Consider the following 14,611-nt stretch of genomic DNA (forward strand, 5'->3'; position numbering starts at 1 on the left):
TTCAATAAGAATTCAATAGCGAGAAGCGCCAGCCGCAATACCAGAAAAGCGAGTCGCGACGAAGCCTGCCTTAAAGGGGTTTTGCGTTGACCAATCGCATCGGAGGAGACGCGTGGCGAGACACCAAATTGGGAGTGCATCGGGTCCTGGCAATCAGGCAGTGATGCACGGGCTGATGGCACAGGCGCAGCGCGCCGACGTTCTCCACTCTGACCGCGACACCATGCGCGCTTGGGAGCGTTTCCTGGCGGGAGAGTCAGCAGTATCGGTTCCTTCGGCTCTGATCGAATCCTGGCAACGAAGCCTTGAGTCCGGCGTTAGTCCTTCCGCAAGCCTCGCGCCATTTGCGGTGCATGGCGATGCTGTCGAGGCTTTGCGTTGGCGTCATCGGGAGTTGCTGGCGGCCTCCGATCGCCTTTTCGCCGCGACCGCGGATCTCTTCGCGGATTCGCATTCCATGCTACTCCTGACCAACCAGGATGGTGTGATTCTCAAGGCAGCAGGGGACCTGCGCACGTTGACGGCCGGCGAGAAGATCCATTTGACGACAGGCGGCGACTGGCGTGAAGCAATGGCGGGGACCAATGGCATCGGCACCGCGCTCGCTACCGGGAAGCCCACTTATATTCATGCTTCGGAGCACTTCTGCGAAGGGATCAAGTCCTGGAGCTGCGCGGCGGCGCCGATTTGCGAACCTGGAACCGGTTCGATCATCGGTGTACTCGATATTTCCGGGCCGCCTTCGACTTATCAGATCAATAACCTCACATTGGCAATTACGGCGGCGCGGCAAATAGAAATGGTGCTCGCCGAGCAGTCCGCCCGTCAGCAAATGCGTCTGTTGGCCTTTTGCCTGCAACGGGTCACATCGTCGGACGCGGCGGGGATGATCGCCATCGACCGGCGCGGCCGGCTCGTCCATACGACGGGCAGAATGCCGCTTCCCGTCGGCATAGGGGAGCGGTTCCCCGGGATGGACGAGAACTCGGCGGTGGAGGACTGGGCCCGGCACCTCCCGCAAGGCTTGCGTGCCGAATGGTTCAGCCCCGTAGTGGTGGAGGGCAGCACAATCGGCGCCATGCTCGTCGTTCCTTCGATCCGGTCGCGGTCCTCGGGCAAGCGGATTGCAGAGCGCATGAATGCGTTTGGGGACGGAACGCGCGGTGAAACTGGTGGTGCGGCGGGTAATCATGCAGGAAGCGAGGCCGGAAGCGAGGCGGACCCTCAACGCAATTGTTTCGCCCAGATACTCGGGCAGAGCGCGGTCATGCTCGCCGCCGTCAATCGGGGGCGCCAGCTTGCCCGCAGACGTGTACCGGTGCTGATCGAGGGCGAGACCGGAGTCGGCAAGGAATTGTTCGCGCGCGCAATACACGGCGAGGAACGCGGGGGCGGAGCGTTCGTCGCGTACAACTGCGGGGCGGCCTCGAAGGAGCTGATTGGCAGCGAATTGTTTGGCCACGTGCATGGTGCATTCACAGGAGCGACTGCAGAGGGACGACCCGGCCGGTTCGAGCTGGCGCACGGCGGAACCCTGTGTCTCGATGAAATCGGCGAGCTGCCGCTCGAATTGCAACCCGTGCTGTTGCGCGCGCTTGAGGAGGGCGTTGTCTATCGATTGGGAGACACGCAGCCACGGCACGTCGATGTACGCCTGTTAGCAATGACCAATCGTAATCTGCATGACGAAGTAAAATCCGGGCGGTTCCGCGGTGACCTTTATTACCGGATCAGCGTCACCCGCATACGGATCCCGCCGCTGCGCGAGCGGGACATCGACATTGATCTCCTGGTCGACCATTTCAACCGGCGACTTGCCCTTCGCCACGCGGTTGTCCCAAGGCGGCTGAACCCCGACGTCATGGCCGTGTTGCGCGCTTATTCCTGGCCGGGCAATGTCAGGGAGATGCGAAACATCATTGAAAACTTGCTGTTGACCTCGCGCGACGAGGAGGTCGGGCTTGATGAGTTGCCTGCGGAACTGCTCGCCGAGACGGCGAGCGTCAGCACGGCGGAGCCGGAGCTGCTGCAGACGACCAGTCTGGAAGAGACGGAGCGTGTAGCCATTGCTCGCGCGGTGCATGGCGCTCATGGCAATCTTGCGCAGGCTGCCCGTTTGCTTGGTGTTTCTCGGAGTACGTTGTATAGAAAGCTTGAGATCTATCAACTGGAAGGGATTGTCAAGCCGGCCTTGGAGTGAGGGCTGACAGGGTTGCTGGGCGCCAGCATTAGGGGTCGTGGTCTATGCCGATTGCTGCTTTCGGTGTTAGCGACAAGGTGCACAAATGGCAAAGCACCGAGCACGCATTATTACGCGCTGCAAGCGAGCGGCGATGTCCCGGTCAACCTGCGCGCCGGGCCGCGCAAGGTGTTGATTGCGCGACGCGACAAAAGCCCCGTCGCGCCGCGACGGACGAAGAAAGACCCCATGGTTGGGCTATGCTTCATTCGCGGGCTATCGGTGTCTGCGACGCGGTAATGTCCTGTTTTAATTCCGGGTATGACAATGCCAAAAGATTGAGCATTGCAACGCCAAACCGACGCGCGAATTCATTGTCAAGCTGGTATCTGCCGCCTATTTGAGCGGCTGACTCTTCAAAAAGAATGGGAATTTCGAGCGCATCAGCAATGATGGATTGCGTCTTTTCTCGCTCTACCGGATAGACCAAAAGCCGCGCATCTTCCGCTGAAAAATTTATAATTATGGACCGCTTTGGATGATTTGAAGCCATTAGTAACCCCTGCATTGTTGGTATCTATCAAATGCGTTTTCACGGCACAGCGCCATGCCCCGAATCAGACCCATTGGATATGCCACGGCACCACACATATCTAACGCACGCTCGTACTCTGCGAAGCAATCCGCCTCTTGGGCCTCGTTGACGCCGCGCGCCGCCATCGACATTACATCATCGCCCGTCACGTTCTTGACGTACTCAAACGGCGCTGCGTCGCCTAGTGGGGCGGTCGCGTCGCCAACGGCCGTCACCTCGCCAAGATCGAAAGCGTCATCGTCACCGGACGATGGAAGCGCCGACGCGACAGCGGAAACCACGGATACAACCGATGATGCAAGCGCGCTTATCTTTTCACTGGCGGCGCGCGCGGCAATGTTACGCGCTTGCGCTTCCGCCATCGTTTCAACGTGCCGGAACGGTTTTTGTCGTGCCCGAGATTCCCGTGCGATACGCTCGTCGATTTCCTGGTTATACGCCTTCAGGTCATCTCGGTATGCTTTCGACCGAGCCGCGTAGCTGCTGGCTCGTTCAGCAATGTCACGTTCATACGCCTCATAGTCGAATTCGCGCGCCGGAACGAAACCGTCATGAGCGATGTACTCGGGTTCCGCTCGCACAATCACCACGTCCCCGCTGCGCAGTTCCCGGCAAAGCGCGTCGATAATGTTTTTCGGGCTTTCACCGTATGGACTAGGCCGGTAAGACGGGAACGAATCGATAAGAAACTTTTGCGCCCGCTCCACTAGCTCGGGCTGGCTCGCCCAGTGCTCGATGTTAGCGGCCCGGAACAGCGCTTTTCCGGCGTCTAGCGCTTCCTGCTGCTCTTTCGTTCTCATGTTCCGCGCGTAGTCCCACTTCTTATAAAGAAGGAAGCGATAGCGGCCATACCGCATCAGTTCGGTTGTCATCTCAGTTATTTTGTAGTTGGAACGGCCCCAACGCTAACGCACTTTTCCGCGCGTCCATCTCAATAAAGAAGCGGGCGTGCAGGCGGTGACTCTTAGGCAGTACGCATCACGGGCTTTGTAGCAATGCGCGTATAGCATTGACGCACCAGAAGCCCGATCTAGGATCATCTTCTTGACGGATTGTATGATAGACATATAATAAGTTAAAAACCCGTATCCAAAAAATGGGCTGCCTAGCAGGGATCCAGCAGGAAAACTCAGGAGACAAATGTCGATGCTAGCCGAAGCAAGTATTGGGTATCGTCTCGACCGGTTGCCGCTCTCGCGCTTTCACTGGCGGCTGCTCGGCCTCGTTGCCGCCGGCATGTTCTTCGATTCGTTCGACATCTACATTGCCGGTTCGGTGCTCGCCGCAATGATCCACAGCGGCGAATCAACTCTGCAGCTTAACGCGGGTTTCGTCTCCGCAACGTTCATCGGCATGATGGCCGGGGCGTGGCTGTCAGGCCTGCTCGGCGACCGTTTCGGGCGGCGCTTCTCCTACCAGTTCAACCTCGGCGTGTATGGATTTGCGTCGATAGCCGCCGCCCTGTCGCCGAATATTTACTGGCTGATCTTCTTCAGGCTGGTGATGGGCCTGGGCATGGGCGCGGAGATCGTGGTGGGCTACGGCACACTCAGCGAATTCATACCGGCGACATGGCGCGGACGCTTCGGCACGATCCTGAACCTGATCATCAACACGTCGCTGTTCTTCTCCACGTTCATCGGCTGGCTGATCATTCCCCATTACGGCTGGCGGTGGATGTTCGCCATTGCAGGCGTAGGCGCACTGATCGTCTGGTTCCTGCGCAAGTCGATGATGGAATCGCCGCGTTGGCTGGCATCGCGTGGACGCACCACGGAAGCCGAGGAGATCGTGACGCGGATCGAGACGGCTTGCGGAGTGAGCGCGGGCTCACCAGACTATCCGCACGTGTCCGTGGACCTTCTTTCGCGTGACACCGCACCCGAGAACCCTGCGCGGCTGGCCGACCTCTTTTCGCGTCGGCTGATCAAACGCACGATCACCGGCATCACCGTGCTGATCGGACTGTTCACGGTGAACTACGCATTCGTCAGCTGGATCCCGACCTTCCTGGTGAAACAGGGACATAGTGTTTCCAACTCGCTGGGCCTGACCACGTTGATGTTCGCGGGCGGTCCAGTGGGCTCGCTGATTGCCTTCGGCCTCGCCGAGCGACTAGGCCGGAAATGGGGCATTGTTGCGTTTTCGATAGTCGGGATCGCATTTGCCGTCGCATACCCGTTCGCGCAATCGCAGGTCATGATCACGGCGTGCGGCTTTGCGATCACTGCGTGCATCTACGTGCTGTCGTCGTTCAGCGTGGCGAGCTATGTGCCCGAACTCTTTCCCACGGAAGTCCGCTTGCGCGGCTCTGGCCTGTGCAACACGGTCGGCCGTGGCTTCAACATCCTGGTTCCCTATCTCGTCGCCATGGCGTTTGCATCGTTCGGCATCGTCGGCGTAGTGTCCATGATTGCCGGCACCTTACTGCTGCAAGCGTTGATCGTGGCGGCCATTGGACCGGAAACCAAGAATCGATCACTCGAAGAGATTGCTGGCGCAGCGACAGTCGAAACCCCACCCGACGCGGACACCAGTCCGGCCGCCGCACTCAAATAGCGTCCATTCGAATGCAACCCCAAAGCAATCTGAACGCAAGGAATTCTCGTCATGCCAACGCCTGAAAACTATCGCATCTTCGCAGTGAAGTACGCGCACCACGCGCGCCGTTCCACTGAGAATTTCATTGGCGGCGATCCGCACGATGTCCCCATGCCACTCGATTATTTCGTGTGGGCGGTCGTTGGCGAGTCCCGCACATTCATTGTAGATACAGGGTTCGACACCAGCATGGCGCAGCAGCGCGGGCGCACCATTACCAACCCGGTTGAAGATGGTCTGAAGCGGATCGGCATCCGGCCGGAGTCCGTGGACGACGTCATCCTCACGCACATGCACTACGACCATGCGGGCAACCGCGCGCTCTTTCCGAAGGCGCGGTACCACGTGCAGGACAAGGAGATGGCCTATTGCACGGGGCGCTGCATGTGCCACCACGCACTGAGTCATCCATTCGAGCCGGAAGACGTCAAGGCGATGGTCGGCCGGGTTTTCGAGGGGCGCGTGGAGTTTCACGACGGCGATTCGCACCTCACACCCGGCTTGAGCGTGCATTGGGTCGGCGGCCATTCGAATGGCCTGCAGGTCGTACGCGTCCACACGGAGCGCGGCTGGGTCGTGCTCGCTTCCGACGCCTCTCATTTCTACGCAAACATACGCGAGAACCGGCCGTACCCGATCGTCTACAACGTCGGCGACATGCTGGAGGGCTTCAAGACGGTCATGCACCTGGCGGACTCGCCCGATCATGTGGTGCCGGGTCACGACCCTGAAGTACTCAAGGTTTATGCACCGCATGACCGCGAAACCGAAGGCTGGATCGCGCGCCTCGATGTGGCGCCGCGTTGAGCGCACCTTACTTTGATTCTTAACCAACGGAGAGCAGCACCATGATTGTAGAGATGCGCGTTTATCACTGCCTGCCGGGCCGTCTGCCCGCTCTTCAGGAGCGGTTCAGCACCACGACGCTGGGCTTTTTCGAAAAATACGGCATCCAACAGATCGGCTTTTGGACCACGTTGATCGGCCCCAGCAATCATGCGCTGACCTACCTGCTGAAGTGGCAAAGCCTCGCCGAACGCGAGACCAAATGGAACGCGTTCCAGGCTGATGGGGAATGGATTGCCAAGCGCGCGGCGAGCGAGGCCGAGAAAATGATCGTCGCGCGGATCGAGAACGTCTTTCTCTCACCGACGGCTTTTTCGGCATTGAAGTAATGCAGCGAGGGAAAACCCGAATCAATTGTTGATCGACTGATTGTCATACAATCGGATAGACTTATCGCATAGGCGCGGCGAGGGGTTCGTCGCCCGTCAATTTTTAGTTCGATCACGAAGGCGAGAAAGATGACGCGACCGCAACGAATTGGCTTCATTGGACTGGGCATGATGGGCACACCCATGGTCCAGTGCATGGCGAAGGCCGGCTTTCAACTCTTTCTCGCCGATGCTGATGCCTCCCGTACGGATGCTCTGGCGAAGGAAGTCGGCGCGGCGCGGCTGGACGCCGAGAACGCCGCATCGCTCGATGCACTGATCACCATGCTGCCGAATTCGGCGATCGTGGAAAGTGTGCTGCTCGATGGCGACGCAACGGCGTGGGCGCGTCTCCTGCCCAAGGGCGCGGTTGTAATCGACATGAGTTCATCGGAGCCGGAGCGCTCGCGCAAGCTGGGTGCGACGCTCGGGGAGATGGGACTCGACTATCTGGATGCACCCGTTTCCGGCGGTGTGAAGAAGGCGAAGGAGGGCACGCTGGCCATCCTCGCCGGTGGCGACGCGGCCGTGCTGGAGACGTGTAGGCCCGTGCTCGAAGCCATGGGCAAGAGCGTGCTGCATATCGGCACGGCGGGGTCGGGACATGCGGCGAAGGCGCTGAACAATTATGTCTCGGCAGCAGGACTGATGGCGACGGTGGAAGCGCTGCATATCGCGGAGCGTTTCGGTATCGACCCGGCCGCCATGACCGATGTGCTGAATGCATCGACGGGACGCAGCAATACCTCGGAAAACAAGGTGAAGCAGTTCATGCTGTCGGGCTCCTATGCATCCGGCTTTGCATTGCAGTTGATGAACAAGGACCTGAAGATTGCACGCGCATTGTCCGAAGCAGTGGGTTATCCGATGAAGCTCGGCATGACATGCACGTCGGTCTGGGACGAGGTGTCGCAACGCTCGACGCCGGCCACGGATCACACCGAAATGTACCGGCTTCTTGCCAACGACGAATAAATCCGCAAACGTAGAAAGGACGAACATGTCTCGCGCGGCACAGTTTTATATCGATGGACAATGGATCGATCCGGTCTCGCCGGTCTGGTTCGACCTGATCGATCCGGCAACTGAAGCGAAGATCGATCGGCTGGCGTTGGGCAATGCGGCCGATGTCGATCGTGCGGTGGTCGCCGCTCGCCGGGCCTTCGTCACTTATTCGGCGACATCGGTACAAGAGCGCATCGACTTGCTTCGCCGCATCGTTCAAATCTACGAGCGTCGATACGATGAATTTGCCGAAGCGATGCGCATAGAAATGGGCGCGCCGATTGCTTTTGCGCGCAAGGGGCAGGCGGCCCGCGGTCCGGCCCACTTGAATGCGTTGATCGGCGTGCTGGAGAATTTTGAGTTCGAAGAACAGCGCGGCACCACGCGCGTGCGTCTGGAACCCATAGGTGTTTGCGGACTCATCACGCCCTGGAACTGGCCGATCAATCAGATCGTAGTGAAGATCGCGCCCGCACTGGCGGCGGGTTGCACGATGGTCCTCAAGCCGAGCGAGTATTCGTCGCTGAGCGCGCTGCTGTTCGCCGAAGTCGCGCATGAAGCGGGGGTTCCGCCGGGCGTGCTGAACGTGGTGAATGGCGACGGACCGGGCGTGGGCGCTGCGATCGCGTCGCATCCGGATATCGACATGGTGTCGTTCACCGGTTCGACACGCGCAGGCATTCTGGTCGCAAAGATGGCGGCGGAAACGGTCAAGCGCGTGGCGCAGGAACTCGGCGGCAAGTCCGCGAACATCCTGCTCGACGACGTGAACCTGGACGATGCCGTCACCCGCGGCGTGGCGGCGTGCTTCACCAATTCCGGACAATCCTGTTCTATCCCCACGCGCATGCTCGTGCCGCGTCACATGATGAGCGACGCAGCGCAGATCGCGAAAGCAGCGGCGTCGAACTACAGCGTAGGCGCAACGGACAGCGAGACCACGCAGCTCGGACCGCTGGTCAACCGCAACCAGTTCGAGCGTGTACAGGTGCTGATCCAGAAGGGGATTGACGAAGGCGCGCGGCTCGTTACCGGGGGCACGGGGCGGCCGGACGGGTTATCGAAGGGCTTCTACGTCAAGCCGACGATCTTCGCAGACGTCACACCCGATATGACCATCGCACGCGAAGAGATATTTGGACCGGTGCTGTCCATCATGGGTTATGACAGTGAAGATGAAGCCATCAGGATTGCGAACGGAACGGATTACGGTCTGGCGGCGTACGTACAGTCTGGCGATATCGAGCGCGCCCGCAAGATCGGCCGCCAGCTCCGAGCGGGCGGTGTCCACCTGAATTATCCCGCGGCGGATTTCGCCGCGCCCTTCGGCGGCTACAAGCACTCGGGAAATGGCCGCGAATGGGGCGAAGCGGGGCTACGCGAATACCTCGAAATCAAGGCAATGGTCGGCTACGGTCACTCCTGACGCCTACTGGAAATCACGTAACGAGAGGGACATAAGCAATGGCAGATAACAACGCGCTGTTTGACAAGGGCTTCGAGAACCGCAAGGAAGTGCTCGGGCCATCGCATGTGGAGAAGTCCTGGGCGAACGCGGATGACTTCAACCGGCCGATGCAGAAGCTCGTCACCGAATATGCGTGGGGCGAGATCTGGGGCGATCCGACCTTGACGTTCAAGACGCGGAGCATGCTCAACATTGGCATGCTGACCGCCATGAGCCAGCATCACGAGTTGTCCGTGCATGTCAAAGGCGCGCTCAAGAACGGCGTCACGAAGGAGGAGATCCGCGCGGTGCTGATGCAGGCGGCCGTGTACTGCGGCGCGCCGCTCGCGCTCGCGGCCTTCCGGGTGGCGACCGATGCAATCAAGGCCTATGAAGCGGACATCGCCCACGGCTGAGGTCCAACGTTAAATAACAACGTTAGATAAGCATCCGCGAGCGATGCAACACGACATCAATGGAGACGAGCATGGAAGCAGTCACGACACACGGCGCCGCAAGGGCGGCGTCCGAGCAGTCGGTCGATGAGAAACGCCGCAACGCGATCAAGGGCGCGTTCTTCTCCGAATTCATCGACATGTTCGATATTTACCTGCCGGTGGTCGTGCTCGCTCCGGTGCTGTTCTTCTTCCAGCCGCCGCATCTCGCTCCCGGCATGGAGGCGATCCTCGCGTCGCTTGTTTTCATCACGACCTTGCTGGGCCGTCCGATCGGCGCGCTGCTGTTCGGCATGGTCGCGGACCGCGTGGGACGACGTCGGGCGTCGATACTATCGGTCTCCGGATTCGGCGTTGTCACGCTACTGATCGCGCTGCTGCCCGGTTACGAAACGCTGGGTATCGGTTCCTACTGGCTGCTCGTGATCCTGCGGTTTATCGACGGCATTTTCCTCGGCGGCGGCTACACGGGGGCGATGCCGCTTGCGATTGAATATTCGAAGAAAGAGCAGCGCGGGTTCGTCGGTGGTCTGATCATCGCTGGTTTCCCGGCGGCCTACGTGACGATCAACCTGGTTGCCATGCTGATGTTCGCCGTGTTTCCGCTCAGCGGCCTGCATTCGCCGTATGTGCAGTGGGGCTGGCGTATTCCGTTCGTCATGGGCGCGGTCCTGGCGGCCATTCTCGCGATGTACTACGTTCATAAAGTATCCGAGTCGGAGATCTGGGAAAGCGAGTCCGGCGAAAAGAAACCGGAGAAACTGCCGCTGTCCGATCTGCTGCGCGGCAAGAGCGGACGCAACCTGCTGCAGGTCCTGCTGATGATGTCGGGCTTCTGGCTTACGCAGAACATCATCACGATCTTCATGCCGACGGGCCTGCTTGTGCATACGCTGCACCTATCGGGTTTCCAGATGTCGCTTACTTTGCTGCTGTCCTATTTCGTGCTGTTTTTCAGCTATATCGGCTCGGGCATGCTCGGCCAGAAGATTGGGCGGCGAACGTTCTTCGTAGTCGTGGGTCCATTGATCGCGACGGTCGGCGCCGTCATTCTCTACGTGCTTTCCAATGTGGATGGCTTGTCGTTGCCGGTCATCATGCTGCTGGTCATGCTGCTCTCGGTGCTGGTCACTTCGCCGTGGGGCGTGATCGTGACTTACATCAACGAGCGCTTCGTGACCGACGTTCGCGCCACCGGCTTTGGCGTGGGCTTCAGCCTCTCGGTGATCATCCCGTCGTTTTATGCGTTCTATATGAACTGGCTGGGCGCGTTCATGCCGTTGCGGCTTACGCCGGTGGTCCTGCTATGTATCGGCGGTGTGATTGGTACGGTCGGCGCGCTGATGGGACCGGAAACGAAGCACGTGGACTTTTGAACTTAGGTAGAGACTCATGAATACGCAACGCATTGGCTTCATCGGTTTGGGCAACATGGGTGGCCGCATGACGCGCCGCCTGGTGGGGGCGGGCATTGAAGTACTGGGCTACGATGCCTCGCCCGAACGCGCGCTCGCAGTTGGCGCACGGGCCGCAACATCGATCGCGGAGGTGATCCGGTTTGCAGATGTCGTGCTGCTGTCGCTGCCGGACAGCAAGGTGGTTGAAGCGGTGGTCGAAGGCACGGACGGCATCCTTGCCTCGTGCCGTGAAGGACAGACTGTGATCGACCTGAGCACGGCCGCCGCGAGTTCAACTATCCGGCTCAACGCGCTGTTCAAGGAGCGCGGCGTTCAGTACATCGATGCCGGCATTTCCGGCGGCGCCGCAGCAGCGGAGAAGGGTACGCTGACGTTGATGGTGGGCGGGGACGCGGCCGCTATCGAAGCAATCCAGTGGGTCTTCAAGCCGATCGCCACGAAGGCAATCACCATGGGCGAGAGCGGCGCGGGCCATACGACCAAGCTGCTCAACAACTTCCTGAACGCGGTAAGCCTGTCGGCGACCGCCGAGGTGATGGTCGCAGGCAAGAAGGCCGGGCTCGATCTCCATCGTTTGCTCGACGTTCTCAACAGCAGCAGCGGGGTGAACTTCGCCACGCAGAACCGCTTTCCGAAGATTGTCGATGGCGACTACCTGGAGGGCGGCCTGACCGCCAGGCTGATGACGAAGGACGTCGTGCTGTATATCGATCGCGTGCGCGAGCTTGGAGTGTCCTCGCTGAATTCATCGGGACCCCTCGCGAGTTTCGGACTGGCAACGGCGCTGGGATACGGCGACATGATCAGTAACCGCGTGGTGGATGCGATCGGTGACGTATCGGGCGGCGTACGTCTCAAGGATGCGAAGAATTCTTCAACGGGAGAACAGTAATGAAAGTGTTTCGCGGCAGGGCCGAAGGTGCGGTATCGGAGCAGCGTTCGGCTACGTTCAGCGGTGTCGTGTGGGCAGATTCAATCATGCCGACGACCGACAATGTCACCATCGCGAACGTATTCTTCTCGCCGGGCGCGCGTACCTTCTGGCACACGCATGGGCAGGGGCAGATTCTGCAGGTGACGTCCGGCAGCGGTTTCGTTTGCGTAGATGGCGGCGAGCCGCAGGCCATCCGCACCGGCGACGTGGTATGGATTCCCGCTAATGAGCGTCACTGGCACGGCGCAGGACGCAACAGCTACATGGTCCATACCGCCACCTCGCTCGGGAAGACGATGTGGGAAGAAGAGGTCGCCGAAGCGGTGTACCAGAACGCGGTGGGCTGAAGTCATGACGGCTCCCCTGACGCAGCGGCAGCAGCAGGCGAAGGATGCATTCACGCATGTGCACGGCACATGGAGCGATAGCTGGGAGAGCCTGTTACGCCTCGATGCCAGCTTCTTCGAGGCTTATGTGGCGTTCTCGGCGGTGCCCTCGAAGAAGAATCATCTCGGAGACAAAGTAAAGGCGTTCGTCGCAATCACAGCCTGCACCGCCGCGACTCATCTCTACGCGCCGGGCGTGGCGCAGCACATTGGCGCTGCGCTTCGCGCGGGCGCAACGCGCGCGGAACTGGTCGAAGTGATCCAACTCGCGAGCACCGTGGGCATTCATGCTGCGAACGTTGGTGTGCCCGTGTTGATCGAGGTACTTGAAGAGGAGGGCAAACGCCACGGTCCCGCGCCACTCGATGCCCGCCGTGCCGCGCTGAAGGAAAGCTTTATCGAGAATCGCGGCTATTGGCATTCGTCGTGGGAAGGTTTCCTCGAACTCGATCCCGATCTGTTTGAAACCTACGTGGCATTTTCTTCCGTGCCGTGGCGCGAGGGCGTGCTGGAACCCAAGGTCAAGGAGTTCATGTACTGCGCGTTCGATGCCGCTGCAACCCACCTCTACGTGCCGGGCCTGAAACTGCACATGCGCAATGCGCTTCGTTACGGCGCAACGGCCGAGGAGATCATGGAAGTGCTGGAAATTGTAAGCACCATCGGCATACACGGCGCTGTGCTTGCCGCGCCGATCCTGGAAACTGCCCTCGATGAGTTCGAACGCAACAACGTGTAGGCAATGTCCGGCGGTGCACAGGCTTGCGGAATGGCGGTTTCAGCCGGAACTTCGAGTATCATGGGTCACTGATAAATCGTCCGACGGGAATACAATCATGGCATCCGAAATGGATTTGATACGACCGGAAACTTTACGGCATCAGGTCGAGACCGTCCTTCGCCAGGCCATCATGTCCGGGCGTTTTGCACCGGGCGCGCGCCTGGTGGAACGTGAGTTGTGCGAGTCACTGGGTGTGAGCCGCACATCGATTCGGGAAGCCTTGCGCCGGCTCGAAGCTGAGAAGCTGGTCTGTAGCGTGCCGCACAAAGGACCTATGGTCGCGGTCATGTCGAAGAGCGAAGCATCGGAGTTGTACGCCATACGGGGTTTGCTCGAGGGATTTGCAGCGGGCGAGTTCGCGCGGATAGCGGGCGACGACGCCATCACGCAGTTTGGTGAAGCCGCGAAGGTGCTGAAGGCGAAGGCCATGACGGGCGACCAGGCCGGCGTGCTCGCAGCCAAGACGAATCTGTACGACGTGTTGCTCGACAACTGCGGGAATGGGTTGGTGAAAGAGATCCTGACCAGTCTTTATTCGCGGGTGAACCTGCTGCGCGCGACGTCGCTGATGCACCCCGACCGGTTGCCGTCGAGTCTCAAGGAAATCGACAAGCTGTTCAAAGCGCTGAAGGCGCGGGATGCGCCGGCAGCCGAAGCCGCCGCCCGCCTGCATGTGGCGAATGCGGAGAAGGCGGCCATGCGGATGCTGGACGAAACCGCGAGCGAATAGGAGTGTGCCCGGGCGTTCGCCGCCCGGGTAGTCATTGCAAACCGCGGGCTGACAGTTTCTCATTTCATTAGGATTACTTTTTATGAAAGGAAGATCTGCGCTGGTTACCGGATCATCCGACGGGCTCGGATTTGCGATGGCTGAAGGCCTCGCTCGTTCGGGCTGCAACGTCGTGCTGCATGGACTCGAACCGCCGGAAAGCGTGCGCGATTCCCTGGCCCGGATCGAGCAGGAATACGCCGTCAGGGCTGCCTATGTTCAGGCGGACCTGACGGACCCCGGTGCCGTCGCGACGCTGGTGAGCACGGCGCGCGATCACATGGGCGGCATCGATATCCTGATCAACAACGCGGTCGTCCGGCACTTTGCCTCTATCGAGGATTTCCCCGTCGACCGATGGAACCAGGCGCTGGCAGTGAACCTGACGGCCGCGTTTCAAGCCATTCAGTTGATCCTGCCCGACATGCGCACGCGTAGATGGGGTCGCATTTTCAACATGACTTCGGTGTATGGGTCACGAGCCACGCCGAACCGCGTGGACTATGTGACGACCAAGACAGCGCTGCTCGGATTGACGCGCGCTGTTGCAGTCGAGACGGTCGGTCATGGCATTACGTGCAATGCGATCTGCCCGGGGACTGTGAAGACGCCAAATATCGAAAGCCGGATTGAGCAGTTGATGGAGGAGAAAGGACTTGACCACAGTACCGCCGTCAAGCAGTTCCTCACCGGCAAGCAACCCACCGGCGAATTCGTCAGCGCGGCGCATGTCGCGGATCTTGTCGTCTTCCTGTGCTCGGATGCAGGCAGTCAGATAACAGGCGCCATGATGCCGATGGAGGGCGGCTGGCTGGCGGGCTAAAGTC

The 14,611-nt window shown here is 60.0% G+C and carries 15 protein-coding genes; 13 read left to right on the top strand and 2 right to left on the bottom strand.

All coding sequences use genetic code 11. The annotated features are described in order from the left end of the window. Positions 1-112 precede the first annotated feature (112 nt). The gene (locus FH08_RS0147585; protein ID WP_031365121.1) at positions 113-2,200 is read left to right on the top strand and encodes a sigma-54-dependent Fis family transcriptional regulator; all 2,088 of its coding nucleotides are present in this window, start codon (positions 113-115) and stop codon (positions 2,198-2,200) included. Between the two features lie 244 nt (positions 2,201-2,444). Here FH08_RS0147585 and FH08_RS0147590 read toward each other — a convergent pair whose 3' ends face one another. Next, positions 2,445-2,732, bottom strand: coding sequence for a hypothetical protein (locus tag FH08_RS0147590; RefSeq protein WP_051889080.1), 288 nt, complete (start codon positions 2,730-2,732; stop codon positions 2,445-2,447). Beyond that, the gene (locus FH08_RS49950) at positions 2,732-3,646 is read right to left on the bottom strand and encodes a hypothetical protein (protein WP_051889081.1); all 915 of its coding nucleotides are present in this window, start codon (positions 3,644-3,646) and stop codon (positions 2,732-2,734) included. Before FH08_RS49950 ends, FH08_RS0147590 begins: the two co-directional genes overlap by 1 nt. Before the next feature lie 274 nt (positions 3,647-3,920). On the opposite strand from FH08_RS49950, the gene FH08_RS0147600 reads away from it, so the two are divergent. The 12 genes from FH08_RS0147600 (at position 3,921) to FH08_RS0147655 (ending at position 14,607) form a co-directional block, all read left to right on the top strand. Further along, the gene (locus FH08_RS0147600) at positions 3,921-5,333 is read left to right on the top strand and encodes an MFS transporter (RefSeq protein ID WP_035569135.1); all 1,413 of its coding nucleotides are present in this window, start codon (positions 3,921-3,923) and stop codon (positions 5,331-5,333) included. Between the two features lie 51 nt (positions 5,334-5,384). Then, positions 5,385-6,182: an N-acyl homoserine lactonase family protein gene (locus tag FH08_RS0147605; protein ID WP_031365125.1), complete on the top strand. Its 798-nt coding sequence runs from the start codon at positions 5,385-5,387 to the stop codon at positions 6,180-6,182. A 41-nt stretch (positions 6,183-6,223) separates the two neighbouring features. Beyond that, a complete protein-coding gene (locus FH08_RS0147610; protein WP_031365126.1) occupies positions 6,224-6,550 on the top strand; it encodes an NIPSNAP family protein in 327 nt (108 codons plus the stop codon). A gap of 129 nt (positions 6,551-6,679) precedes the next feature. Next, positions 6,680-7,564: an NAD(P)-dependent oxidoreductase gene (locus FH08_RS0147615; protein WP_031365127.1), complete on the top strand. Its 885-nt coding sequence runs from the start codon at positions 6,680-6,682 to the stop codon at positions 7,562-7,564. A gap of 25 nt (positions 7,565-7,589) precedes the next feature. Next, positions 7,590-9,020, top strand: a complete 1,431-nt coding sequence (locus FH08_RS0147620) for an aldehyde dehydrogenase family protein (protein WP_031365128.1) — start codon at positions 7,590-7,592, stop codon at positions 9,018-9,020. Between the two features lie 38 nt (positions 9,021-9,058). Next, positions 9,059-9,457 (top strand): carboxymuconolactone decarboxylase family protein, encoded by a 399-nt coding sequence (locus FH08_RS0147625; RefSeq protein WP_031365129.1) that lies wholly within the window; start codon positions 9,059-9,061, stop codon positions 9,455-9,457. A gap of 71 nt (positions 9,458-9,528) precedes the next feature. Further along, complete coding sequence (locus FH08_RS0147630) at positions 9,529-10,872, top strand: MFS transporter (RefSeq protein ID WP_031365130.1); 1,344 nt, start codon at positions 9,529-9,531, stop codon at positions 10,870-10,872. A gap of 16 nt (positions 10,873-10,888) precedes the next feature. After that, positions 10,889-11,806 (top strand): NAD(P)-dependent oxidoreductase, encoded by a 918-nt coding sequence (locus tag FH08_RS0147635; protein ID WP_031365131.1) that lies wholly within the window; start codon positions 10,889-10,891, stop codon positions 11,804-11,806. Then, the gene (locus tag FH08_RS0147640; protein WP_031365132.1) at positions 11,806-12,195 is read left to right on the top strand and encodes a cupin domain-containing protein; all 390 of its coding nucleotides are present in this window, start codon (positions 11,806-11,808) and stop codon (positions 12,193-12,195) included. Before FH08_RS0147635 ends, FH08_RS0147640 begins: the two co-directional genes overlap by 1 nt. Positions 12,196-12,199: 4 nt before the next feature. Next, positions 12,200-12,973: a carboxymuconolactone decarboxylase family protein gene (locus FH08_RS0147645; RefSeq protein ID WP_031365133.1), complete on the top strand. Its 774-nt coding sequence runs from the start codon at positions 12,200-12,202 to the stop codon at positions 12,971-12,973. Positions 12,974-13,070: 97 nt separating this feature from the next. Beyond that, positions 13,071-13,745, top strand: a complete 675-nt coding sequence (locus FH08_RS0147650) for a GntR family transcriptional regulator (RefSeq protein WP_031365134.1) — start codon at positions 13,071-13,073, stop codon at positions 13,743-13,745. 82 nt (positions 13,746-13,827) lie between these two features. Further along, complete coding sequence (locus FH08_RS0147655) at positions 13,828-14,607, top strand: SDR family oxidoreductase (RefSeq protein ID WP_031365135.1); 780 nt, start codon at positions 13,828-13,830, stop codon at positions 14,605-14,607. Positions 14,608-14,611 lie beyond the last annotated feature (4 nt).

The sequence above is a fragment of the Caballeronia sordidicola genome (assembly GCF_000729995.1).
GTDB lineage: Bacteria > Pseudomonadota > Gammaproteobacteria > Burkholderiales > Burkholderiaceae > Caballeronia > Caballeronia sordidicola_A.

Coding starts and splice junctions, on each gene's coding strand:
- FH08_RS0147600 (WP_035569135.1), top strand. CDS start 3,921: ATGCTAGCCGAAGCAAGTATTGGGTATCGTCTCGACCGGTTGCCGCTC.
- FH08_RS0147640 (WP_031365132.1), top strand. CDS start 11,806: ATGAAAGTGTTTCGCGGCAGGGCCGAAGGTGCGGTATCGGAGCAGCGT.
- FH08_RS0147605 (WP_031365125.1), top strand. CDS start 5,385: ATGCCAACGCCTGAAAACTATCGCATCTTCGCAGTGAAGTACGCGCAC.
- FH08_RS0147610 (WP_031365126.1), top strand. CDS start 6,224: ATGATTGTAGAGATGCGCGTTTATCACTGCCTGCCGGGCCGTCTGCCC.
- FH08_RS0147590 (WP_051889080.1), bottom strand. CDS start 2,732: ATGGCTTCAAATCATCCAAAGCGGTCCATAATTATAAATTTTTCAGCG.
- FH08_RS0147650 (WP_031365134.1), top strand. CDS start 13,071: ATGGCATCCGAAATGGATTTGATACGACCGGAAACTTTACGGCATCAG.
- FH08_RS49950 (WP_051889081.1), bottom strand. CDS start 3,646: ATGACAACCGAACTGATGCGGTATGGCCGCTATCGCTTCCTTCTTTAT.
- FH08_RS0147625 (WP_031365129.1), top strand. CDS start 9,059: ATGGCAGATAACAACGCGCTGTTTGACAAGGGCTTCGAGAACCGCAAG.
- FH08_RS0147655 (WP_031365135.1), top strand. CDS start 13,828: ATGAAAGGAAGATCTGCGCTGGTTACCGGATCATCCGACGGGCTCGGA.
- FH08_RS0147630 (WP_031365130.1), top strand. CDS start 9,529: ATGGAAGCAGTCACGACACACGGCGCCGCAAGGGCGGCGTCCGAGCAG.
- FH08_RS0147620 (WP_031365128.1), top strand. CDS start 7,590: ATGTCTCGCGCGGCACAGTTTTATATCGATGGACAATGGATCGATCCG.
- FH08_RS0147615 (WP_031365127.1), top strand. CDS start 6,680: ATGACGCGACCGCAACGAATTGGCTTCATTGGACTGGGCATGATGGGC.
- FH08_RS0147635 (WP_031365131.1), top strand. CDS start 10,889: ATGAATACGCAACGCATTGGCTTCATCGGTTTGGGCAACATGGGTGGC.
- FH08_RS0147645 (WP_031365133.1), top strand. CDS start 12,200: ATGACGGCTCCCCTGACGCAGCGGCAGCAGCAGGCGAAGGATGCATTC.